The following is a 20,426-nucleotide window of genomic DNA, read 5'->3' as shown; positions in this document are numbered from 1 at the left end:
ACCTCATGTCGGACATGATCCTTGCCAGAGTCTCACAATCCTTAGCCACGGAGCAGTCAGTTGAGAGTCTGGTACGCCAACTTCTGGAAATGCTGGAAGTAGTGACTGAGATGGAATCTACATACTTGACCAAGGTCGATCTGGATGCCCGTCTGCAGCATATTCTGTATGCGCGTAATAGCTGCCAAATGCAGATCCCCGAAGGGCTGTCCGTACCGTGGGATGAGACGCTGTGCAAACGCGCTATTGAGGAAAACTGTTTGTACAGCGACAACGTGCCCGTACGATGGCCGGAATGTACCACCGCTCGCGCACTGGACATCACCACTTTTCTGAGTACTCCCGTTCATCTTCCGGACGGAACGTTTTACGGTACGCTCTGCGCCACCAGTCGCCGCCAGCATGCGTTAAGCGAACGTGGTGAACAGGTGTTGCATCTGTTTGCCGGACTAATCGCCCAGTCTATTCAAAAAGAGTCGCTGGTTGCTCAGTTACGTGAAGCGAACGCTGCGCTGATTGCTCACTCCTACACCGATGCCCTGACCGGATTACCGAATCGGCGCGCAATTTTTGAAAATGTAGAGACCCTTTTTTCGCTCGCCCGCCACCTCAGGCAGAAGATAGTTGTCGCCTATATCGATTTGGATGATTTCAAATTGATCAATGACCGCTTTGGCCACGAGGTTGGCGACCAGTTCCTGATCCAGATTGGGCACCGCCTGCTGCGTAAATGTAGTGATAATGACATTCTCGGTCGACTGGGCGGTGACGAATTTTTAGTCGCTCGCCTGTCACCGGAAGATGACAGGGAGCAACGTGTTCGTCTGCAGCAGGTGAAACATCAGTTGCAGCAGCAAATTTGCGGCGACTACCACCTGGGCGATATTCATCTGTTTTATCCTGGCGCCAGTCTGGGCGTGGTGGAAATTGATCCGCTGGAGACTGATGTAAACTTTGCGCTTCATCTCGCAGACAGCGCAATGTACAAGGATAAAAAACGTCAGGATAAAACCGCTTTTGTCGTACATTAACCCCTGCTATGCTGACTCGTCTTTAAATAACTCTGGTAGATAATCGTATGCGACTCGGTATTATTTTCCCTGTCATTATTTTCATTTCCGCTGTCGTTTTCTTATCCTGGTTTTTTATTGGCGGTTACGCTGCGCCTGGAGCATAACGATGAAAAAAACAACGCTTATTATGATTGGCGTGGCTATCATCGTGGTTCTGGGCACGGAACTGGGGTGGTGGTAACCAAAGAAAAAGGCCACTTATCAGTGGCCTCTATTGTCTGCATGTTTACTTAACTTTTGACTTTTCTATAGATAAACAACACCACAATCGCACCGATAACCGCTACGACAAAACTGCCAAAGTTGAAACCATCAACTTTACCAAAACCAAAGAAGGTACTGATCCAGCCACCCACTACCGCACCGACAACCCCTAAGATGATGGTCATAAAGAATCCGCCGCCATCTTTACCCGGCATAATCCATTTTGCCAAAATCCCAGCGATAAGACCGAAAATCACCCATGAAATAATGCCCATAATATCCCTCACTTATGTTTTTAAGTTAACGATTCGCTCGTTGTATAAAAGCATAGCATAGCGCTGAAAAATTAAAATTTGTGATCGGTATCACCTGCTATTTTCATCTTTTTCTGATCTTTCATAAGGTTAAACCATTGGATGGCGACATTTTCCCTGACGTAGCTCGTCATTAATGTCGAATCGTCAGTCATTCTGCTTTACTCATTCGCCCTCAGTCCCTGCAATTACTGGGTTTTCACTTCTGGCACGATTTATGCTTAAACAACCGGTCACTATGACAAATCGTAGTCCGCGATGCGTATCGCGCGGCTCCGTTTACAATTCGCGCTATTTCAGCATTTAACAGGTCTGTTATTGATGAAAAAAATCACCAGTGTATGCCCATACTGTGGGGCCGGGTGCAAGCTCAAGCTTGTTGTTGAGAATAACAAAATCATCCGCGCCGAGGCCGCAGAGGGTGTAACGAACCAAAATCAGTTATGCCTGAAAGGCTACTATGGTTGGGATTTTCTTAACGACACTCGCCTTCTGACTCCCCGTCTGACTCGCCCGATGATCCGTTATGAAAAAGGTGGAAAATTCACTCCCGTTAGCTGGGATGAAGCCATTCGTTACACCGCAAAACGCTTATCTGAAATCAAAAATACCTATGGCCCCCGCGCCATTATGACCACTGGGTCTTCACGTGGAACAGGGAATGAAACCAACTACGTGATGCAAAAATTCGCACGTGGCGTTCTCCATACCAATAATGTCGATTGCTGCGCCCGTGTCTGTCACGGCCCTTCCGTTGCCGGGTTACAGGAAACATTAGGCAATGGCGCCATGAGCAATTCCATCAGCGACATTGAAAACTCAAAATGTCTGCTGATCTTTGGCTATAACTGCGCCGACTCGCACCCGATCGTGGCTCGCAGGGTAATTAAAGCTCGCCAGAATGGCGCAAAAATCATTGTCTGTGACCCACGTCGTATTGAAACTGCTCGTATCGCTGACCAACATTTGCAGTTAAAAAACGGTTGTAATATGGCACTGGTTAACGCCTTTGGCCATGTCCTCATCGAAGAGCAACTCTACGATCGCGAGTATGTACAAAAGCATGCGGAAGGACTGGAAACATACTGGGAAACCGTGAAGGACTATGCGCCTGAAGCCGTTGAACATTTAACGGGTGTTCCCGCACAGCAGGTTCGTCAGGCGATGCGTACATTTGCCGCAGCGCCATCGGCAACCGTGATGTGGGGAATGGGCGTCACCCAGTTTGGCCAGGCCGTTGACGTGGTTCGTGGTTTGTCAAGCCTGGCGCTGCTGACCGGCAATCTGGGACGCCCTAACGTCGGCGTTGGGCCGGTGCGTGGGCAGAATAACGTGCAAGGCGCGTGCGATATGGGGGTACTGCCTAACTAGTTCCCTGGGTATCAGGACGTGACCGATTTCACCATCAGGGAGAAATTCGCCAACGCCTGGGGCATTGACGTTAATCAGATGGATGACAAGGTTGGGACGCGCATCACCGAAGTTCCGCATCTGGCTATTGAAGGCAAAATTAAAGCCTACTACATCATGGGGGAGGATCCGTTGCAAACCGAGGCCGATTTAGGTCTGGTCCGCGAAGGGTTTAACGCGCTCGATTTTATTGTCGTGCAGGATATCTTCATGACCAAGACAGCGGAAATGGCCGACGTCCTCCTGCCGGCCACCTCCTGGGGTGAACACGGTGGCGTCTTTACCTGCGCCGATCGTGGATTCCAGCGTTTTGAAAAAGCGATTGAACCCTCAGGTGATGTCAAGCGTGACTGGGAGATCATCAGCCTGCTGGCCAGTGAAATGGGCTATCCCATGCGGTATCAAAGTAACCAGCAAATCTGGGATGAGATGCGCGAGCTGTGCCCGCTGTTCTACGGCGTAACCTATGAGAAAATGGGTGAAATGGGGCATATTCAGTGGCCATGTCCGGAGCTCGATCACCCCGGCACACCTTACCTTTACGCGAACAGCCAGTTTGATACCGCCAATGGCAAAGGCAAACTGTTTGCCGCACAATGGCGAGCGCCCGCAGAAGTTCCTGATGAAAAGTATCCGCTGGTCCTGTGTACAGTGCGTGAAGTTGGGCACTACTCCTGTCGTTCAATGACCGGCAACTGCGCAGCGCTGCAAGCCCTGGCAGATGAGCCTGGGTATGTGCAAATCAATACTCATGATGCAGAAAAACTGGGTATTCGTCATCGTGACCTGGTATGGGTCAGCTCGCGTCGTGGTAAGGTCATCAGCCGCGCGGATGTATCCGAGCGTATCAATGCCGGAACGGTGTATATGACCTATCAATGGTGGATTGGTGCGTGTAACGAGTTAACTCAGGATAATCTCGATCCTATTTCGAAAACGCCGGAAACCAAATATTGCGCCGTAAGTATTGAGCACATTAGCGATCAGGGATGGGCTGAAAAGTATGCCGCACAGACGTATAGCGACATGAAATTACGCTTGTGCGAGGCCATTGCGTAAGTCACCTCGCTAACCGCCTGAGTCTGGTCATCCAGACTCAGGTATTTTCCCGTTACTTCGCCAGCTGTGGTTCACTAAAGCGAATGGCAGCAGATTCTTCCTGCTTATCCCGCTGCATAAAACCGAGGTTCATCAGGAACAATCCCACCATAAACGGGAGTTCATACAGCTCTTCAATGAGATCGCCGTACTGCGCGTTGTGCAAAAAGATAGGGGCCAGCAGACGATGATGCTCTACCGTATCGGAGATCAAAAATGCACAGGTGGTGATCGCTAACAGCCATAGCGGCAGCGGTTCATTGCGTAAGCGACGGGCAATATCCTGGCGTAAGCGTTTTGATATCAGGACAGGCAGAATAATCATTGCAATCAATACCACTGAGATAACTCTGAACAGTAGTTTAGGGTGCTCCGGGAAATAATCACGGCCCCAACTGGTACTGCGACCCAGCAACACCAACCACCACACTGCCGCCCAAAGCCAAAATTGTTTCTCGCCTTCAGGACGTGATAAAGGCCGGATGTAGCTGAGAGTAAAAAGCGCTCCAAACAGCAGCCATAACGCCTGGCCATTCTCAATCCATCTGACGACAGTACCGTTGAGCAAAGGTAGATTCCAGTTCGCAGTGAACGGGATCGCTACGATGATCAGCCCAAGAATGAAAGTGGGTAATGTTAGTCGGGTATTCAGTTTCATAAGCGAGGTTCTGTATTGTGACTGTTTCACGATCATAACCCCTGTGAATGATCCAACATTAGCAATCAATGCGGATTTCTTAAGGTATTCTTAAGAAATCTTTTTCCGGATATTTCCAGGTTTAACACGGATAAAAAAACCGCGCGGCGTCGTCAAAACGCAGTGCGGTTATTAGATTAAAATTCAGCGCATTCAATCAGTAGGAGTAATTAACGCCTACCATCCGCACACTTCATGCTCATTCTCGGTATCGTATGAACGTACGGTATTGACCAGATCTTTAACCACTTCAGCGGCCACATCCGGAATCAACAGCGTCATCGGCGCTTCAGTTTCATAATCGACTGACACGCCATTGCTGTTATTGGTCACTGTTACGGTATAGGTTGCTTTGCCCATGATTTACTCCTTGCCGGTACGCACGACTTTTCGTTGATTCGCGCTCTCCATCAGAACTTCCGGGGCAACGAAAAAATCGATATTAAAGTAAGTGTCGTCGGTCATCACTTCGATGTTATGCCATTTTTCCGGCGGAAAAACGCCAAACTGACCGGCTTCAATAACCATCACCTCTACGGGCTCTGGGCTGTGTTCATCTGCGTATCCGAGATATTTGACCGCCCCCTGCATAACCGAAAGTCGAGGATAAACCCCGGCCCGGGTTCCTTTATCAAGGTGGCGTTCGAAAATTCCGGCAGGCGCCGTTTCTTTGTTCCAGAATGGAGTAGAGCGTGTATGGATATGGTTCTGTGGAATTTGAAGCATTTTTCTTCCCTTTTCCAGTCGACAACCAGCGAGTTCTTACTGAACCGCTGCTGTACACAGGGTACGCCTCATAATATACATTTAAAATACCATTTATTGGTTATAACAATACAATTATAAATGAATTGCAGGGTGTAATATTGAAGGCCCGCCGTAACCAACGGGCCAATGGCGTCACGACTGAAGCGTGGCCAGACGAGCGGCAAAACCAACAAAAATCAGACCAATAAGGGAATTACCCACTTTGGCCAGTTTTTTCTTCGTACGGATATACTGCGTCACGAACGCGCCGGAGAAAATAAGAAAGCTCAGGTAGAAAAAGCTCACTATCTCAAGCGTAATAGCCAAAATAAAGAATGACAGCCCTGAGTGCGGCGCATTGACATCAATAAACTGCACGAAGAACGAAACATAAAACAAAATAGCTTTAGGATTCGTCAGGCTCAGAATTAACGCACGTTTAAAAATAGCGCCAAACGGGACTTCTTCAGGCGCGGCATCGCTTGCTTTCGATTTCAGTGTTGCATACAGGATCTTCGCACCAAGGTACAGCAGATAAAACGCGCCAAGATAGCGAACGATGTTGAACAAAACGGGCGTTGTTTTAATCAATGCGGCAACGCCAGCATAGGCCAAAAACATTAACACGGCATCGCCGATAAACACACCGCTTGCGGCGAGATAACCGCCCTTCACTCCCCGACCAACGCTGTTCTTCAACACAAATATCGTATTTGGCCCCGGTACCAGCACGATAAAAATAGCCCCCACCAGATACGTCCAGTAATTCAGAACTCCATACTCTGCGAACACGTTAACCTCTTCCTGAAAAAACACATGCACTTGCTGCGAGACAATATGCTAACGAATGCATCGGGTGATGGAAAGAGAAGGTTATGAATTAAAAAACCCGCCACTGGTGACGGGTGTGTACAGATAAGGTTAGCCCGGATTAATGGTGCAGCATCTCATCCACAACCTCTTCTCCCTTCAACTGGTAAGGGTAGTAGGTAGGCCAGTTTTCCATCTCTTCAAGCAAGGCTGCCTGCGAGGTATTTCCCATAAAAATATGGAAGTGGCTCGATTTACGCGGCGCGATAATATGATCGCTGAATTGCACGTATTTAGGTGCTTTGCTGTTAGCGTCTTTACACTCAAACAGATAACGTACACCTTTCTTGCCTGACTTATAGTGCAGAATTTTATAACCGGCGTAGTCGTATTTACATGATGCAACCTGATTACCGGTGTGAAATTCCATTACGTCATTTTCGATGCCGATGGTGTCTACGTTGGTTGCATAACCTTTACGGTAGTAATCTTTAATTTGTTCTGCCGTTTTGCTTTTGTCTTTCTCCGCTTTCTTTTTGAAGACCGGATCAAGCTCGCCGCTGACCAGATACGGATAGACAGATTGCCACATGCCATCCCAGTCGGTCAGCGCCCTATTTTGCACCTGGTTATCATCAAAAACCCCTTCCGACGCCTTTTGTTCTGTTTCGCTCATCGGCGCACCATGGGAATGATGACCGTGCGCCATAACCGAACCACTGACTACAAGCATCCCCAGAGCAATTGTCAGTTTTTTAATACAAATAGCCAAAATTTCACCCTCAAATCATTTGCGAGTGAATGTTATAATATAACATATCAATTTAATCAATAGATCAGCTACAAGCCTTATCTCATTTCACGTTACAAGGAGTTTGCTGGAACAAAGCTGCTCAAGCAGGGCCTGTTGATGGCTGATAATCAGCATAGCCAATGGCCGACGCTGGCATTCTTCAAGCAGCAGCGCCCAGATATCCCGTTGAATGGAAGGATCGAGCTGGGCGGTAATTTCATCAGCAATAAGAAAACGTGTCCGCGGGTCCAGCGCACGAAGTAAAGCAATTCGCGCCAGTTCACCGCCAGAAAGTTGTCCGGGGCGGCGAGTTAACCACTCTGGGTTGATGTGAAGACGGGTAAGCATTTCAGCATCCGGTCGCCAGGCATCATGAACCGCATCACCGGTGCTGCGTCGGGGGTTAAAAGTTAATTCCGGATGCTGTGGCACCAGTTGCACCGGGCAATACTGGTGCATCGGTAACGGTTGTTCATCAACCAGAATGTCACCCGAAGTTGGTTTCTGCCAGCCCGCCAGCACGCGTCCCAGCGTCGTTTTGCCCGTCCCACTTGGCGCACAAATCCCAATACGTTCTCCAGGGTGTAGAGAGAAGGTCAGATTTTGCCACAGAACCTTTTCTCCCTGACGGATTGTTACATCACGACAGCACAACATCGCGCTCTCCAAAAAGTTGATTTCTTTCAGGCAGCGCCCGCCATTGTCGTTGCAGATGTTCGCTAATCTCTCCGCGTAACAGCTGTTCCCGGCTGACGTTATCCGACACCCTTCCCTGATGCAACGCGACAATACGATCCGCATGGCGGGCCGCCAGCGTGAGGTCATGCGTTACCCATAAAACGCCAGCCCCTTGCTCACATTGCTCACGCAACTGTTCAAGGAGTTGATTAGCCAGAGGTGCATCAAGCCAGGCGGTAATTTCATCCGCCAGAATATAGCGAGCCTGACTCAGAGACGCATGACAGGCCAGGACACGTTTCGCCATACCGCCTGAAAGCTGGCGCGGAAAAGCATCTAATACGCGACTTTCCAGTCGGCTACGCTGGAGCAATCGTTCAATTTTTCCGGCATTCCATTGTTGGCCAGAAAGCTGGCATGCCCTGCGCAGATGCTTTTCAATCGAGAGCAGCGGGTTAAGCGCCTGAACGCCTTGCGGGACATAGCTGAAGGTATCGCCACGACATTTGCGAATATCATCGCTGTTCAGCGTTTTGCCCTCCAGTGTGATAGTGCCCTGGAAGCGCAAATTCTCCGGTAAGAGATCGAGCAGGCATTGCAGCAGCAGGCTCTTACCCTCCCCGCTTCCTCCCACTAACGCCACCATTTGACCCGGTGCCACGTCGAAAGAGATATCCTGCAACAGCGAAGACCAGTTTCTCGCGCCGTACCAGCGATAACGCGCCACCTCCAGCGAGACCTGTCTTAAACTCAACATGCGTCACCTCGTAACCATAAACGATGTACCGCCCTTGCGAGCTGATCGAATAACATCACCAGACTGAACAGCATCAGTCCCGGAAACAGCACCAACCACCAATCGCCATGACTGATAAATCTCAGCGCATCCGCCAGCAGCAGTCCCAGTGACGGTTCATGCGGTGCCAGCCCAAAACCGAGGAAGCTTAACGCCGCACTGTGCAACACCGCGTGGGGAAACATCAGTAGTGTTCCCGTTAGCCATTGAGGTAATAAGGCGGGTAGATAGTGATGTCGCCAGCAGTAAAAATGGCCGTGCCCCAGACGCCAGGTCAGCGTCAAGTAGTCACTGTGGGCCACGCGCTGCGCTTCAGCACGCAGGATTAGCGCCAAACGCGGCCAGTGGGTCAGCGCAACCGCCATAATCACGCCGTTTTTCCCACCGCCCAGCGTAAAACAGATCAAAATGAGCAACAGCAGATGCGGCATCGACAGCATGGCATCGGTAATCAGGCGCATAAGCACATCCAGACGCGGATGTATGCGCGAAACCGCCGCCATCACTAACGCGATGAAACCGCTACACAACGCCGCACCAATACCAATTTGCAGACTGGTTAGTGCACCCTGAAAACAACGGATCCACAGGTCGCGACCAAGGTTGTCGGTGCCAAACCAGTACAGCGCATCAGGCGGTAAATGCCGGGCAAGCAGATTAACGCTCAACGGGTTATCCAGCATTGCGGCACCATACACTGCAATGAATAACAGGCAGCTAAAAGAGAGCAAAAGACGAATCAGCGTCGGCGTCGGGTTATAGAGCATCAGGTCGTTCCAGAGCACGGTTCAACATACGGACAAGCCAGGTAGACAGCGAGTTACCAATAAACACCAATACGGTACTGAACAATACAATTCCCATCAGTAACGGCAGATCTCCACGTAATCCGGCATCAATAGTGGCCTGCCCCAGTCCCGGGTAAGCAAAGACTTTTTCGGCCAATAATGCGCCTCCCAACAGCTCCCCCAGCGAGGCAAACTGCAAACACAGCGCAGGCGTAATTGCATGACGCAGAACCTGATGGCGTAACAGTGACCAGCCCTTATCTCCCTGAGAACGCGCAAAACGGACAAAATCGCTTTTCATCACGCTGGCGATGCTTTCCCTCGTATGAAGCGTAATTTGTCCCAGTCCCAGCAAACTGAGCGCGCAAACGGGAAGCACCAGATGGCGCAGACGCTCAGTCAGCGTCGCCATATCGCCGCTATTGCCCGGCTCCCACGCGCAGCAGACCGGAAATACCGGCCAGCGCACGGCAAATAATGCCAGCAACAGCATGCCAATCCAGAAGGTCGGCAGCGAAGAAAGCAGATAACTGAGGCGACAGATTGCTTTATCCGGCCAGCGATTCAGGTAGCGACCCGCGACAAACCCCATTGCCGTTCCCAATATGCCAGAGAGTAGCCACGCGCCACCAAGCAGCGCAAACGAAGTCGCAAAGCGCTCCTTGATCACGCTGGCAACCGGCGCGTTAAACAACATTGAGTAGCCGAGATCGCCCTGTAATACACGGCCAAACCAGTGACCAAAACGCTCCCATAGCGGTTGGTCCAATCCCCAGCGAGCCGCGATACGCGCATATTGCTCCGGCGGCACATGCAGGAGATCGTTGCCGATATAAGCCCGAATCGGATCGACCGGAGAAAAGCTGAGCAGCACAAAAGTGCCAGCCGCAACCAGCACTAATAACACTATCAGCCGTAGAAAATGGCCCACAACAGACTTCATCAACGGCAGGTCCAGGTCCATTCATCCAGATTATTGAGCAGTGACCAGCTACCGTGAATCTCCGGTGCGCCTTTACCTAAGTCAATACACGGATTTGCCAGGTAGGTATGCTGAATATTCAGCAACCATGCCCAGGCAGCATCGCCCTGCACGCCAGCCCCTTGCTTGCCATCCCACTCAACTTGCTGCCAGAACGGCAACGCTTTTTGCCAGTCCGGAGCGTCAATTGCCTGTTTAAGATGCTGCTCAACGACAGGATTGCTGTAATAGCCTGGATTGTAATATTCCACGCCCGCAGCCTGATTACTGTAGTGATGGAAAAGCTCCATCGGATCCAGACTTCCCCAGCCAAACAGCGTCGGGTTGGCATGCATATGCCGCTCAACAGTTTCCCAGCTCCCGGATTGCAGAGAAATCTGAATACCCACTGGCTCCAGCATCGCACGTACGGCTTCGGCTAAATCCCGGCGTGTACTGTCACCGCTGGCGTACCACAACGTTAAGCGAGCATCTTTACCGTCCTTCACACGTACGCCATCTTTACCCACCTTCCAGCCGGCTTCTTCCAGAATCGTTCGCGCTTTTTCGCTATCGCCATCTTTGAACGCAACTGATTGTCCCTGCCATGGCAGACCCTGAACCGCGCTATACGCCGGAATCGCATGGCCTTCCATGACCTGATCGGCAAGCTGCTTACGGTCGATGGCGTAGTTGATGGCGCGCCTGATGGCAACATCGGCAGTGATATCGTTCCCAATCGGATAGCCATTGGCGTCTTTTTTACCTGCAGGAACCATCGGGAACACAATGCCACGGTTTTCCACGCTGTCGCGTACCCAAAGTTTCAAATTTTTCTGCTGAGGAGCGACCGCCATCGACGGCGCGATACGTACGAGTCCCAGTTGGCCGCTGCGCGCTGCGGCATAAGCGTTATCTTCATCAAGGAAGACAAACACCAGCTTACTGAAATCATTTTTCTTACCGGCATACCAGGGGTTAGCCTCAACGATCAACTGCTGCCCCGGCTGAAAACTCACCAGTCGATACGGACCCGCGCCAATCGGATTTTTAGCGAATGTTTTTTCGTCATACCGTTTTTGCGGAACAATTCCTAATGAACCCAGCACGTTCACAAAGGTACTTTGCGGGCTACGCAACGTAATTTCTACCGTGCGGTTATCTTTCAGACTGGCATGGGTGAAGTTTCCCATGTCGATTTTGCCGCCGCTTTTTGCTGCTTTGTTATAGGTGAACACCACATCTTCAGCGGTTAGCGGCGAACCATCAGAGAATTTAAGGTCAGGTTTTAACGTCAACGTCCAGGTTTTGCCGTCTGCGCTGGTCTCTACTTTTTCCGTCAGCAGGTTTCCCCAGCTCATATCTGCATTTTGTTTTAATAATGGTGCATGCAAAAGCAGATAGCTGCCATGACTCCAGCCCAACATCGGGTCAAAACCTTCCGTTGGCTCCGGTCCAATTGCCAGTTTTAACGTCTGCCCTTCGCTCGCATTTTGCGCGGCGAGAAGTGGTGAGGTTAATGCGAGAGTCAATGCGCACGTAAGCAGTGCCAGCTTGCCTTTGATCATTATGTTATCCAGATTTACGTTATTTTTATGCTGCATAACGATTTACAGTCGTTAAGCAGTCTCCTGGGGAAGGGATTATGGCGGACAGAAATGACGAAAAAAATGATGCGGCGCAGAAAAGTATGACGATTTTCTAAAATTATCATACTTTTTTCTGATACTCCGTTATGAGTAGTATGTGAATCTCAAAATATAGATTAATCCCTCGCCATTTATTCAAAGGAATATTAATCCCTATCTAATAATTACTCATGCTGACTATTTACCCTTCCTGCCATTTCCTTATCTAAAATTAATGACAATTTATGTATATTTATTCAAAAAAAACACCAGAAGTGACAAGTTATGTAAATTTGTAATGATAATTATTTGTATTATCATTTCCATCAATTATCTTACTGCCTTTGATTTTTAACAAAGGAAGTTTGACTATGCGTTTAAAACCCGTTGCCTCTGTCGTTCTGTCCTGTTTAGGATTTTCCAGCCCCCTGGTATTTGCTGAAGATGTCATGGTGGTAACCGCTTCCGGTTACGAAAAGAAAATCACCAATGCCGCCGCCAGCGTCTCTGTTATTTCGCAGCAAGAGTTACAAACCAATAAATATAATGACTTAGGTGAAGCCCTGCGTTCTGTTGAAGGGGTAGATGTTGAAAGCAGCACCGGTAAAACTGGCGGTCTGGAGATCAGCATCCGTGGCATGCCCGCCAGCTATACCTTGATCCTGATTGACGGTATTCGTCAAAACGGCAGCAGCGACGTGACGCCAAACGGCTTCTCTGCCATGAATACCAGCTTTATGCCCCCGCTGGCGGCAATCGATCATATTGAGGTTATCCGCGGCCCGATGTCGACGCTTTATGGCTCCGACGCAATCGGTGGCGTGGTGAATATCATCACCAAAAAAAGCACCGATAAATGGAGCACTTCCATCAATACCGGCGTTAACCTGCAAGAGAGCAATAAATGGGGTAACAGTACGGTCGCCAACTTTTGGTCAAGCGGCCCGTTAATCGCGGGCGTACTGGATATGCAGGTTCGGGGGAGCACAACCCAGCGTCAGGGTTCCAGCGTCACTTCGCTGAGCGATACCTCTTCCACCCGCGTACCTTATCCAACCGAGTCGGAAAACTACAATATTGGCACGCGATTCGACTGGAAAGCCAATGAAAGCAATACGCTGTGGCTGGATCTCGACTCCGCCAGACAGCGTTATGACAACGATGACGGTCAGTTGGGTAACCTGACGGGAGGTTATGATAAAACGCTGCGCTATGAGCGTAACAAAGTGACCCTCGGCCACGATACCGCCTTAACGTTCGGCACCTGGAAATCCTCCCTCGGCTGGAATGAAACCGAGAACAAGGGCCGACAACTGGTCTCCTCCGCACTCACGCCAGAGAACGCAGGTCGGGCCGGTGACGCGCGTGAACTGAAGAACACCAACGTCATTCTGGACTCCGTGCTGCTGACACCACTAGGTGATTCGCATCTGTTAACCCTCGGCGGGGAATATTGGGATGCACGGATGAAAGATGGTGTGGTGCTGGCCAATACCGGCGAGACGTTCCACCAAAAAACGTGGGCAGCCTATGCCGAAGATGAATGGCATATTCTCGATTCGCTGGCCTTAACCGCAGGAACACGCTATGAGCATAACGATGTCTTTGGCGGTCATCTCAGCCCACGTGCGTATATGGTCTGGGACGTATCTGATGAATGGACCCTCAAAGGCGGCGTAACGACCGGTTATAAAGCACCATCACTGAGCCAGTTACATAACGGGATCAGCGGTGTAACCGCGCAGGGAACGGTGAATACAGTCGGTAACCCGGACCTCAAACCTGAGGAAAGCATCAGCTACGAAACCGGGCTGTATTACGAGAACAACGCCGGGCTTAACGCCAACATTACCGGCTTCTATACTGAATACAAAAATAAAATTGTCTCGTATTCTATCGATGATAATACCAACAGTTATACCAACAGCGGCAAGGCGAGGACCGATGGCGTTGAATTTGCCAGCACCTTCCCTCTATGGTCGGATGTGCTGACCTTATCTCTCAACTACACCTACACTCAGAGCAAGCAAAAAGATGGTGACAATAAAGGCGCGCCGTTAAGCTATACACCAAAGCATATGGCTAACGCCCGTCTGAACTGGCAGGCAACGGAAGATATGAACGCCTGGCTGAGCGCACGTTATCGCGGTAAGGCCCCACGCTTCACTGAAAATTACGACAATCTCAGCGCAGTACAAAAAGCCGTCTATGACGATAAAGGTGCTAATTTAAAAGCCTGGACCGTCCTGGACATGGGAATGTCTTACAAACTGACCAAAGATCTGACACTTAATACGGCAGTTAATAACGTGCTGGATAAAGACTTTAGCGAGGTTAAACTTTACCAGGTGGGCCGTAATAGCACCTACGCAGGTGATTATTATCAGACTGCACAATCCACTACCGGATACGTAAACCCGGGTCGTAACTACTGGGTATCGTTAAACTATCAGTTCTAATGTTGTTTTCCCTTCCTGACGGACTGGAATTGATAGCCCGTCAGGAATTATGTCACATCAAATAACAGGCGGATGATGTTATAAAATCGCACTTTTTATAAGGATATGATTAAAACACCCTCAGCCACCTGTAACTAAAAGTAACTGATTTTCATGTTAAATTCTTACCAGGCAAGAACACCAGAATCAGATTTATTCACACAACAAATGCCTGGATTTTAAAACCGAAAAACAAAAGCCAACATCATCATATTTTCCTGAGTTACCAGACCTTACTCTCAAAAAAACATTTGTCAAAATAATAATAAAAATACATTCACATAATCAATCCTTCAAGTTTAAAAAACAAAAAGAAACATCTTCTTTTATTTGGAACGGATACTCAATGTTATTATTTCAAAAATAACATCCACGGTAACCGCCATGCTCATCACACACGGTATACTTAATGGAATAATGGGTGAAAGAGTTTCCGATGATTGTATTATTTACTTGTCTGGACCTTCATCATTAGATACACCCCTTGAGATAATGCGTAGTAAAAGTTGCATTTGCGTAAATGGTAGCGCAGGCTATTTAATTAACAACAATATCCCTATATTACTTTATGTTGTTTGTGACGGTTCTTTTTATGAAAACAATAAAGACTTATTTTATAAGTATTCCGCCTATGCTCAGCATACCTTTATTAGTGAAGATGTTATTAAAAGAGCTGATTCAACAGAGGCAGAGAACTTGCTCAACACATGTTTTCTGTTAAAGGACATTTGCAAATCCAGAGGTGGTATCGGTAGAAAGATTCGCTATAAAATAAAAACAATGACTAACAAGAATCTTCGAATTAAATGCTCTGCATTCAGAAAAGTGAAAACAATTGCATTTTCAACTGATGTAACACATGGTCATTTTGGTAGTGCTACGGTCGCATTTAGCGCGTTACAAATAGCCATTAGTCTAAAATTTGAAAGAATAATTTTTTCAGGTTTAGATTTGAACGGTAGCTGTAAACGGTTTTACAATGAAGTTAACGCTCAACCCACGACTCTACCCGCTGATCTTAGCTTTATATTAAGATCATTTTCTTATGTAAGTAGCCACTATGACGGTAAGATCTACAATCTTTCTCCACAAACAGCTATTCCCTACGATGTTATTCCGTTCATCAATACAGAAGAAGTAGCTTGTTCCACCTCCTACTAGCAATACACCAACGATAAGAATATTTAAATGATTAATACAGAAACACCCCTTCATGCACCATTAGATACAATGCCAAAACAATAACCCCGACGATACCACCTAAAAACAGTGCTGCGGCAATCACAAGCTGGTTGCGGTTTGTGTACTTCGTATTGTTTCGTACATCCAACTCTTTTTTCGCTGCACTGTGACTTGAATCACGCTCCATCGCGAATGTTATATCTGCCATGCCATTATCCAGTTGCTGTATATGAAAACACAAATAACCACTACATCGATAAGGGTATAGATTTTAAATAACATAATCTGAGATTTGTCTCACAATAAAGATAATCATCGGATTTTTACTCCCGAAGCAGATTTCATGCCCCCTTTTCATCAATAAGGTTATCCTGTATTTATTCGACAAAAACCTTCACTTTAGGCTTTGCCAGCAGAATCATGACAAACTCAGTGAAGGTTACTGGTTTATAGAAATAGTACCCTTGCAGGAAAACAATGTTGTTTTTGTTGAGATAATCGAGCTGAGCCTTCGTTTCAACTCCTTCTGCAACGATGCTTAAAGACAGTTTGCGCGCCAGATCGAGAACACAATCCAAAATTCGGGTTGAATCGGGAAGCTCATTAACCCTTCCCACAAAGCTCTGATCGATTTTAATGTAATCAATGTGCAGGTCATGCAAATAAGAAAGCCCGGAATAGCCCGTACCAAAATCATCAAGCGCAATCACAAAGCCATTTTCATGCAGGATATTGAGCCTCTGCACAAGTTCTTCATCTATATGTAATGGCTCACGCTCAGTAACTTCAATCACCAGGTTGAGATCATGGCGGCTGAAGCTATCTTTGCATTTCAGACACTCTTCAACAAATGTAGGGGTAGTGATATGGAATGCGCTGAAGTTAATACCGACATGGAATCCAGATGGCAGTTTGCTGGCAATGGCGTTCATATTCGCCGCAACCTGCCTCATCAGACTTTGAGTTAGTGGCACTATCAGGCCTGATTTTTCGGCGACGGGAATGAAGGAGGCAGGAGAGATATATCCGGCTGTTGGATGTTTCCATCGGGCCAGCACTTCAACACCGCGTAACGTCCCCTCACGACCATTTACGATAGGTTGATAAAAAGGCACGATCTCTCCTTTTACTATCGCTCTGCGCAACGTTTCTTCTGGGGTATCGTTCTTATTTAGATATTTATCAATGGCATAAGCGGCTGCGAAAGATATTAACAGGATAAAAACCAGAATCCCTGAACCTTGTGTAACCAGCCTTTTTGCACTAAACAATGGCGGTTCATTATAAATAATGCTGAACGGATACTTTGCGGAATTCACCTGACAAGACATCTGTGAGCTTGCTGTAACGGTTTTCACATCACCCAATAAACCAAGCACTTCGTCACCTACGAGTAGTGAATATGTCACCCCCTTTAACGGAACATTCAATGCTCCACGGATATGCACCCCGCTAATAGTGACAATGATGTGGTTGGTTTGAAAACGAGTTTGATACAGCAGAACGGGTATCTCATTTTCCGTATTTCTTGCGGGAGTAAGCAGCAAATTTGTATCAGTAATCACCGGAATTTGCTTAAGCAAGATCCGATTACCTGGCAGTGACGTACACCAAAGCTTCCCCTGTCGGATAATGATCAGCGTTCGCAAATGAGGGCGAAGTGCAGCTTCAGTTCCAAGTTGGTATTGACCCTCCAGATCGCATTTTTTTTCGGCGATGTGCATAGCGGTTCGAGTTGCCTGGAAAGCTTCATCCAGTATGTTATCCATATTTTTCGCGGCATATCTGGCTCCTCCAAGGATTTCTGTCGAAGAGGAATACCACAGCTGCATATTAAGAATAAAAACACCTATCAAAAAAAGACACACCGCTGCGGTTACCGGTAAAAGTACTTTGCGCATTCTCATGTCCCGTGGTGAAAACTGATCAGTCGTTGCGATGAGCATTGACGTGTTCTAATTTATCTCTACAGAGCATGGTAGATAGAATCAAAAGTCGCCATGCGCCCAGTCATACTTCCAAAGCTACAACATAAGAAATTGATTTTTATAAAAAATAATCCCTGGAAAGATCATAACGATAATGACATCCCTCCTTCCAATTTTGCTATCATATGAATGTACTAATAAGAGGTAAGCAAATGAAAATCTTTATCACTGACAATGAAGGGAATCTCATTCCTGTTGACGGAAAAAGCGTCGTGATCGAATTGAATAGCGGCGGAACTATTGAGATCGCCGAGGAGTACAGTCGGGACGATGTTCCTGAAGGTATTAATCTGTGGGGAGGACGAGAACCTTCCCCTTCACTCTCATTCGAGGAAATTAAAGCTCGAACAGAAGGCCTTGGTGTTTACCCCATTGCAGCCAATGCCCTGCACGTATTCCCGTACAAACTTTCATCAAAAGAATGATTGCATACAGCAGGCGAAGCGTTTTTCTGAAACCAAAGTAAGGCCATTGTTATCATAAATACCTCTGGCCTTGGGGGGAGTCAACTCGCCAATATCTGTTACTTCTGATTGCAGTCCATGCTGGCGCTGCATTATTTCATCACTATATACAGAAAAAAATACGCTTTTGAGAGTGATTCCTGAGCATAAGCATTTGAATAATTAATAAATGATTATAATGTTAAGAACATAAGCACTCAAGACAGTAAGTACGTGGTCTAAAATATTAATCGTCATCATAATGCTTATGCTTCTTGCGATCACTCATAGACTCTTTAAAAGCATCTGCTTGTGTATTAGCAGCCTGCAGTCGACTCATGTTAGCACTGTAATTATTCCAATATTCTTTTTCTTCATGATAACAAACATCACGGCTAATTCCCTTCGCTTCGCACTTAGCTAAGCGTTGTTCTTCTGATACGCAACCAGACATCAAAGAAACAGTAGAAAATGCAACTAGTATTATCATTAATTTATTCATATAAATAACCTTAGAATTTCCAGCCGGCACCGACTACAATACTATTAGCTTGCGCGCCAAAGACCTTAGAACCTTCATAGCCTGCATCGACAGTGAAAGCTGCAATGGGGGTAAACTGAATACCAGCGCCATAGGCAAAACCTGTAGAAGTATCAGTTTCACCATTCGCTTTGATCGCACCTCTCCCAATACCCACCATTACATAAGGTTTTATCACATCATTTACTTTATAACTTGCACCGACTAATGCAGAACCATAACCACGATCTATATCATTATCGTCATTTGCTGAAATAGTTAAGGATGTTATAACGCCTAAATCACTTTCATCTGGGGTATAACCATATTTAGCGTTAAGACCGTTAAGGTTCTGTCCATCTGTCCGGGTATGTACATAACCGCCGGTGACTACGCTTTCTCCTGCATAAACTGTCATAGCAAAACATAATGTAACAGCCACTAAACCCGTTTTTAAACTTAGCATTTTAATAACCACTTTCATCATCAACTAATAGTAAGCAACACACATAATAAGGAGTCATGCTTTGAATTTCATTTCTCAAGCATGTCGCCAAGATAAAAACAGAAAGGTAATAAAAAATCAATCGGGAAAAATGTTCTTTTTTGGACGTTATTATCGTTCAGAATAATAAATTGTCATAACATGCTGATAAAAATGGATTTAAGATTAGAGAAAAATAACATTAAAACGCCACCACATTTAATATCCCCCCAATATTTTCTTGTTTTTAAAACGACTGTTTTACATCTAAAAATCAACAATATACAAACACCACTCAATTATAGTTAGCTCTCATGCCCGAATATATTTAAATAAATATTGAAAGATATGGATATCTTTTATCAATAAATAGAATTGTAATGACAAAGATAAAAATTAAATCTTTAGTGCTATTAAAATGAGTTTAATAGTCTGAGTGCCAGGAAAGCACTTTGCAGGTAAAAAAAACGGGAACCAATCGGCTCCCATTCTTATACAACCCAGAATCTGGATTACATGTTTTCGATGATCGCGCCTTCCATACCTTTAACAATTAAGTCAGTCGCTTCGGTCCACCCCATGTGGCGCAACATTTCATTGCTAAAATCATAGCAACCATTTGATAAAGTCGAAATTATCATCCTCTCTACTTTCAAATCAGCCAGTAGCTACCATTTTAAACTCATTGATTATCTAAACTTTGGTTTTAGTTTTGGGGAAGAGTTTTCGCCAAGAATCCAAGTTTTTCACGCCAGCGCATTCAACACACTACCACTAATGGCAAGCCTCGATGGTAAAGCTGTTGCTGCCGCAGAGGTCCGATTTGAGCGAAAACCGGATGCCCGCATAGCGTGAACAGACATCCGGTATTTTGAAGTGGCAGATTACTTAATCTGCTTACCCGTTTCGTCAATGACCTTCTCGCCATCCTCTTTGGTAAACGCTCCTTTCTGACCTTCCGGTAGAATATCCAACACTATTTCTGAAGGGCGGCAAAGACGAGTGCCAAGCGGCGTAACGACTACCGGCCGATTAATCAGGATCGGATGTTGAAGCATGAAATCAATTAACTGCTCATCACTAAATTTCTCTTCATCAAGACCCAGGTGTTCATAAGGCTCAACATTCTTACGCAGTAATGCACGTACCGTAATTCCCATATCTGAAATAAGTTGAATCAGCTCATCACGGGTCGGTGGCGTATCGAGATAATAAATTATCGTTGGTTCGTTGCCGCTGTTACGGATCATCTCCAGCGTGTTGCGAGAAGTGCCGCAGGCAGGGTTGTGATAGATGGTAATGTTGCTCATATCT

The 20,426-nt window shown here is 46.9% G+C and carries 22 protein-coding genes and 3 pseudogenes; 8 read left to right on the top strand and 17 right to left on the bottom strand.

From position 1 onward, the window contains the following. Window positions 1-5: 5 nt before the first annotated feature. From OGX66_RS05945 to yoaJ, 3 genes are read left to right on the top strand one after another with little or no spacing between them, the layout of a single operon-like run. Complete coding sequence (locus OGX66_RS05945; protein WP_088902413.1) at window positions 6-1,031, top strand: sensor domain-containing diguanylate cyclase; 1,026 nt, start codon at window positions 6-8, stop codon at window positions 1,029-1,031. 47 nt (window positions 1,032-1,078) lie between these two features. Continuing rightward, window positions 1,079-1,177: a YoaK family small membrane protein gene (locus tag OGX66_RS05940; RefSeq protein WP_032941789.1), complete on the top strand. Its 99-nt coding sequence runs from the start codon at window positions 1,079-1,081 to the stop codon at window positions 1,175-1,177. Window positions 1,178-1,179: 2 nt separating this feature from the next. After that, the gene (yoaJ, locus tag OGX66_RS05935; protein ID WP_099530266.1) at window positions 1,180-1,254 is read left to right on the top strand and encodes a protein YoaJ; all 75 of its coding nucleotides are present in this window, start codon (window positions 1,180-1,182) and stop codon (window positions 1,252-1,254) included. A 49-nt stretch (window positions 1,255-1,303) separates the two neighbouring features. On the opposite strand, the gene OGX66_RS05930 is transcribed toward yoaJ, so the two are convergent. Then, on the bottom strand, window positions 1,304-1,552 hold the full coding sequence (locus OGX66_RS05930) for a GlsB/YeaQ/YmgE family stress response membrane protein (RefSeq protein ID WP_003030729.1): 249 nt from the start codon (window positions 1,550-1,552) through the stop codon (window positions 1,304-1,306). Window positions 1,553-1,912: 360 nt separating this feature from the next. Here OGX66_RS05930 and fdhF point away from each other — a divergent pair. Further along, window positions 1,913-4,060 (top strand): annotated as a pseudogene (gene fdhF, locus OGX66_RS05925) (formate dehydrogenase subunit alpha). A 52-nt stretch (window positions 4,061-4,112) separates the two neighbouring features. Here fdhF and OGX66_RS05920 read toward each other — a convergent pair. The 10 genes from OGX66_RS05920 to OGX66_RS05875 form a co-directional block, all read right to left on the bottom strand. Beyond that, window positions 4,113-4,757: a hypothetical protein gene (locus OGX66_RS05920; RefSeq protein WP_088903360.1), complete on the bottom strand. Its 645-nt coding sequence runs from the start codon at window positions 4,755-4,757 to the stop codon at window positions 4,113-4,115. 216 nt (window positions 4,758-4,973) lie between these two features. Then, a complete protein-coding gene (locus OGX66_RS05915; protein ID WP_003030733.1) occupies window positions 4,974-5,156 on the bottom strand; it encodes a DUF1869 domain-containing protein in 183 nt (60 codons plus the stop codon). Window positions 5,157-5,159: 3 nt separating this feature from the next. After that, window positions 5,160-5,522: a DUF1971 domain-containing protein YeaR gene (gene yeaR / locus OGX66_RS05910; RefSeq protein WP_003030735.1), complete on the bottom strand. Its 363-nt coding sequence runs from the start codon at window positions 5,520-5,522 to the stop codon at window positions 5,160-5,162. Window positions 5,523-5,696: 174 nt separating this feature from the next. Then, window positions 5,697-6,335, bottom strand: coding sequence for a leucine efflux protein LeuE (leuE, locus tag OGX66_RS05905; protein WP_016152793.1), 639 nt, complete (start codon window positions 6,333-6,335; stop codon window positions 5,697-5,699). Window positions 6,336-6,474: 139 nt separating this feature from the next. Next, complete coding sequence (gene zinT / locus OGX66_RS05900) at window positions 6,475-7,125, bottom strand: metal-binding protein ZinT (RefSeq protein WP_003846678.1); 651 nt, start codon at window positions 7,123-7,125, stop codon at window positions 6,475-6,477. Window positions 7,126-7,212: 87 nt separating this feature from the next. After that, entirely contained in the window at window positions 7,213-7,803 is a 591-nt protein-coding gene (locus OGX66_RS05895; RefSeq protein WP_016150096.1) for an ATP-binding cassette domain-containing protein, read from the bottom strand. Next, window positions 7,787-8,581 carry an ATP-binding cassette domain-containing protein gene (locus OGX66_RS05890; RefSeq protein WP_003846680.1) on the bottom strand — a complete coding sequence of 265 codons (795 nt, stop codon included), beginning with the start codon at window positions 8,579-8,581 and terminating at the stop codon, window positions 7,787-7,789. Before OGX66_RS05890 ends, OGX66_RS05895 begins: the two co-directional genes overlap by 17 nt. Continuing rightward, window positions 8,575-9,387: an ABC transporter permease gene (locus tag OGX66_RS05885; protein WP_003030742.1), complete on the bottom strand. Its 813-nt coding sequence runs from the start codon at window positions 9,385-9,387 to the stop codon at window positions 8,575-8,577. The genes OGX66_RS05890 and OGX66_RS05885 overlap by 7 nt, the downstream gene beginning before the upstream one ends. Next, on the bottom strand, window positions 9,377-10,351 hold the full coding sequence (locus OGX66_RS05880) for an ABC transporter permease (protein WP_032936455.1): 975 nt from the start codon (window positions 10,349-10,351) through the stop codon (window positions 9,377-9,379). The genes OGX66_RS05885 and OGX66_RS05880 overlap by 11 nt, the downstream gene beginning before the upstream one ends. Further along, on the bottom strand, window positions 10,351-11,973 hold the full coding sequence (locus OGX66_RS05875) for an ABC transporter substrate-binding protein (RefSeq protein WP_088902414.1): 1,623 nt from the start codon (window positions 11,971-11,973) through the stop codon (window positions 10,351-10,353). Before OGX66_RS05875 ends, OGX66_RS05880 begins: the two co-directional genes overlap by 1 nt. A 395-nt stretch (window positions 11,974-12,368) precedes the next feature. Between OGX66_RS05875 and OGX66_RS05870 the strand changes: the two genes are divergently transcribed. Both OGX66_RS05870 and waaZ read left to right on the top strand, forming a co-directional pair. Continuing rightward, the gene (locus OGX66_RS05870) at window positions 12,369-14,456 is read left to right on the top strand and encodes a TonB-dependent receptor (RefSeq protein WP_032936136.1); all 2,088 of its coding nucleotides are present in this window, start codon (window positions 12,369-12,371) and stop codon (window positions 14,454-14,456) included. Between the two features lie 423 nt (window positions 14,457-14,879). Then, entirely contained in the window at window positions 14,880-15,656 is a 777-nt protein-coding gene (gene waaZ / locus OGX66_RS05865) for a 3-deoxy-D-manno-oct-2-ulosonate III transferase WaaZ (RefSeq protein WP_088902415.1), read from the top strand. A 31-nt stretch (window positions 15,657-15,687) separates the two neighbouring features. On the opposite strand, the gene OGX66_RS05860 is transcribed toward waaZ, so the two are convergent. Further along, window positions 15,688-15,885 (bottom strand): hypothetical protein, encoded by a 198-nt coding sequence (locus OGX66_RS05860; protein ID WP_003840854.1) that lies wholly within the window; start codon window positions 15,883-15,885, stop codon window positions 15,688-15,690. A 169-nt stretch (window positions 15,886-16,054) separates the two neighbouring features. After that, complete coding sequence (gene pdeG / locus OGX66_RS05855) at window positions 16,055-17,578, bottom strand: cyclic di-3',5'-guanosine monophosphate phosphodiesterase PdeG (protein WP_286511011.1); 1,524 nt, start codon at window positions 17,576-17,578, stop codon at window positions 16,055-16,057. 239 nt (window positions 17,579-17,817) lie between these two features. Between pdeG and OGX66_RS05850 the strand changes: the two genes are divergently transcribed. Both OGX66_RS05850 and OGX66_RS24595 read left to right on the top strand, forming a co-directional pair. After that, complete coding sequence (locus OGX66_RS05850) at window positions 17,818-18,090, top strand: hypothetical protein (protein ID WP_003030757.1); 273 nt, start codon at window positions 17,818-17,820, stop codon at window positions 18,088-18,090. Window positions 18,091-18,194: 104 nt separating this feature from the next. Next, window positions 18,195-18,295, top strand: a pseudogene (locus tag OGX66_RS24595) (cytochrome b); the annotation flags it as partial. Between the two features lie 60 nt (window positions 18,296-18,355). On the opposite strand, the gene OGX66_RS05845 reads toward OGX66_RS24595, so the two are convergent. The 4 genes and pseudogenes from OGX66_RS05845 to arsC all read right to left on the bottom strand — a co-directional run bounded on the left by OGX66_RS05845 (window position 18,356) and on the right by arsC (window position 20,422). Next, window positions 18,356-18,610: a hypothetical protein gene (locus OGX66_RS05845; protein ID WP_003846687.1), complete on the bottom strand. Its 255-nt coding sequence runs from the start codon at window positions 18,608-18,610 to the stop codon at window positions 18,356-18,358. 10 nt (window positions 18,611-18,620) lie between these two features. Continuing rightward, complete coding sequence (locus tag OGX66_RS05840; RefSeq protein WP_088902418.1) at window positions 18,621-19,115, bottom strand: Ail/Lom family outer membrane beta-barrel protein; 495 nt, start codon at window positions 19,113-19,115, stop codon at window positions 18,621-18,623. 524 nt (window positions 19,116-19,639) lie between these two features. Further along, window positions 19,640-19,705 (bottom strand): annotated as a pseudogene (locus tag OGX66_RS24590) (hypothetical protein); the annotation flags it as partial. Window positions 19,706-19,996: 291 nt separating this feature from the next. Continuing rightward, window positions 19,997-20,422, bottom strand: a complete 426-nt coding sequence (gene arsC / locus OGX66_RS05835) for a glutaredoxin-dependent arsenate reductase (RefSeq protein ID WP_003030760.1) — start codon at window positions 20,420-20,422, stop codon at window positions 19,997-19,999. Window positions 20,423-20,426: the final 4 nt, after the last annotated feature.

Source organism: Citrobacter sp. Cf072 (assembly GCF_030334485.1).
GTDB lineage: Bacteria > Pseudomonadota > Gammaproteobacteria > Enterobacterales > Enterobacteriaceae > Citrobacter > Citrobacter freundii.
This window is presented reverse-complemented; position numbering and strand designations above follow the sequence as displayed.

What these genes read in the sequence shown, in the direction of transcription:
- waaZ (WP_088902415.1), top strand. Translation starts at nt 14,880, where the DNA reads ATGCTCATCACACACGGTATACTTAATGGAATAATGGGTGAAAGAGTT.
- OGX66_RS05860 (WP_003840854.1), bottom strand. Translation starts at nt 15,885, where the DNA reads ATGGCAGATATAACATTCGCGATGGAGCGTGATTCAAGTCACAGTGCA.
- OGX66_RS05930 (WP_003030729.1), bottom strand. Translation starts at nt 1,552, where the DNA reads ATGGGCATTATTTCATGGGTGATTTTCGGTCTTATCGCTGGGATTTTG.
- OGX66_RS05880 (WP_032936455.1), bottom strand. Translation starts at nt 10,351, where the DNA reads ATGAAGTCTGTTGTGGGCCATTTTCTACGGCTGATAGTGTTATTAGTG.
- pdeG (WP_286511011.1), bottom strand. Translation starts at nt 17,578, where the DNA reads ATGCGCAAAGTACTTTTACCGGTAACCGCAGCGGTGTGTCTTTTTTTG.
- yeaR (WP_003030735.1), bottom strand. Translation starts at nt 5,522, where the DNA reads ATGCTTCAAATTCCACAGAACCATATCCATACACGCTCTACTCCATTC.
- OGX66_RS05915 (WP_003030733.1), bottom strand. Translation starts at nt 5,156, where the DNA reads ATGGGCAAAGCAACCTATACCGTAACAGTGACCAATAACAGCAATGGC.
- OGX66_RS05850 (WP_003030757.1), top strand. Translation starts at nt 17,818, where the DNA reads ATGAAAATCTTTATCACTGACAATGAAGGGAATCTCATTCCTGTTGAC.
- OGX66_RS05875 (WP_088902414.1), bottom strand. Translation starts at nt 11,973, where the DNA reads ATGCAGCATAAAAATAACGTAAATCTGGATAACATAATGATCAAAGGC.
- OGX66_RS05870 (WP_032936136.1), top strand. Translation starts at nt 12,369, where the DNA reads ATGCGTTTAAAACCCGTTGCCTCTGTCGTTCTGTCCTGTTTAGGATTT.
- OGX66_RS05945 (WP_088902413.1), top strand. Translation starts at nt 6, where the DNA reads ATGTCGGACATGATCCTTGCCAGAGTCTCACAATCCTTAGCCACGGAG.
- OGX66_RS05840 (WP_088902418.1), bottom strand. Translation starts at nt 19,115, where the DNA reads ATGATGAAAGTGGTTATTAAAATGCTAAGTTTAAAAACGGGTTTAGTG.
- OGX66_RS05890 (WP_003846680.1), bottom strand. Translation starts at nt 8,581, where the DNA reads ATGTTGAGTTTAAGACAGGTCTCGCTGGAGGTGGCGCGTTATCGCTGG.
- OGX66_RS05895 (WP_016150096.1), bottom strand. Translation starts at nt 7,803, where the DNA reads ATGTTGTGCTGTCGTGATGTAACAATCCGTCAGGGAGAAAAGGTTCTG.
- OGX66_RS05845 (WP_003846687.1), bottom strand. Translation starts at nt 18,610, where the DNA reads ATGAATAAATTAATGATAATACTAGTTGCATTTTCTACTGTTTCTTTG.
- OGX66_RS05885 (WP_003030742.1), bottom strand. Translation starts at nt 9,387, where the DNA reads ATGCTCTATAACCCGACGCCGACGCTGATTCGTCTTTTGCTCTCTTTT.
- arsC (WP_003030760.1), bottom strand. Translation starts at nt 20,422, where the DNA reads ATGAGCAACATTACCATCTATCACAACCCTGCCTGCGGCACTTCTCGC.
- OGX66_RS05940 (WP_032941789.1), top strand. Translation starts at nt 1,079, where the DNA reads ATGCGACTCGGTATTATTTTCCCTGTCATTATTTTCATTTCCGCTGTC.
- OGX66_RS05920 (WP_088903360.1), bottom strand. Translation starts at nt 4,757, where the DNA reads ATGAAACTGAATACCCGACTAACATTACCCACTTTCATTCTTGGGCTG.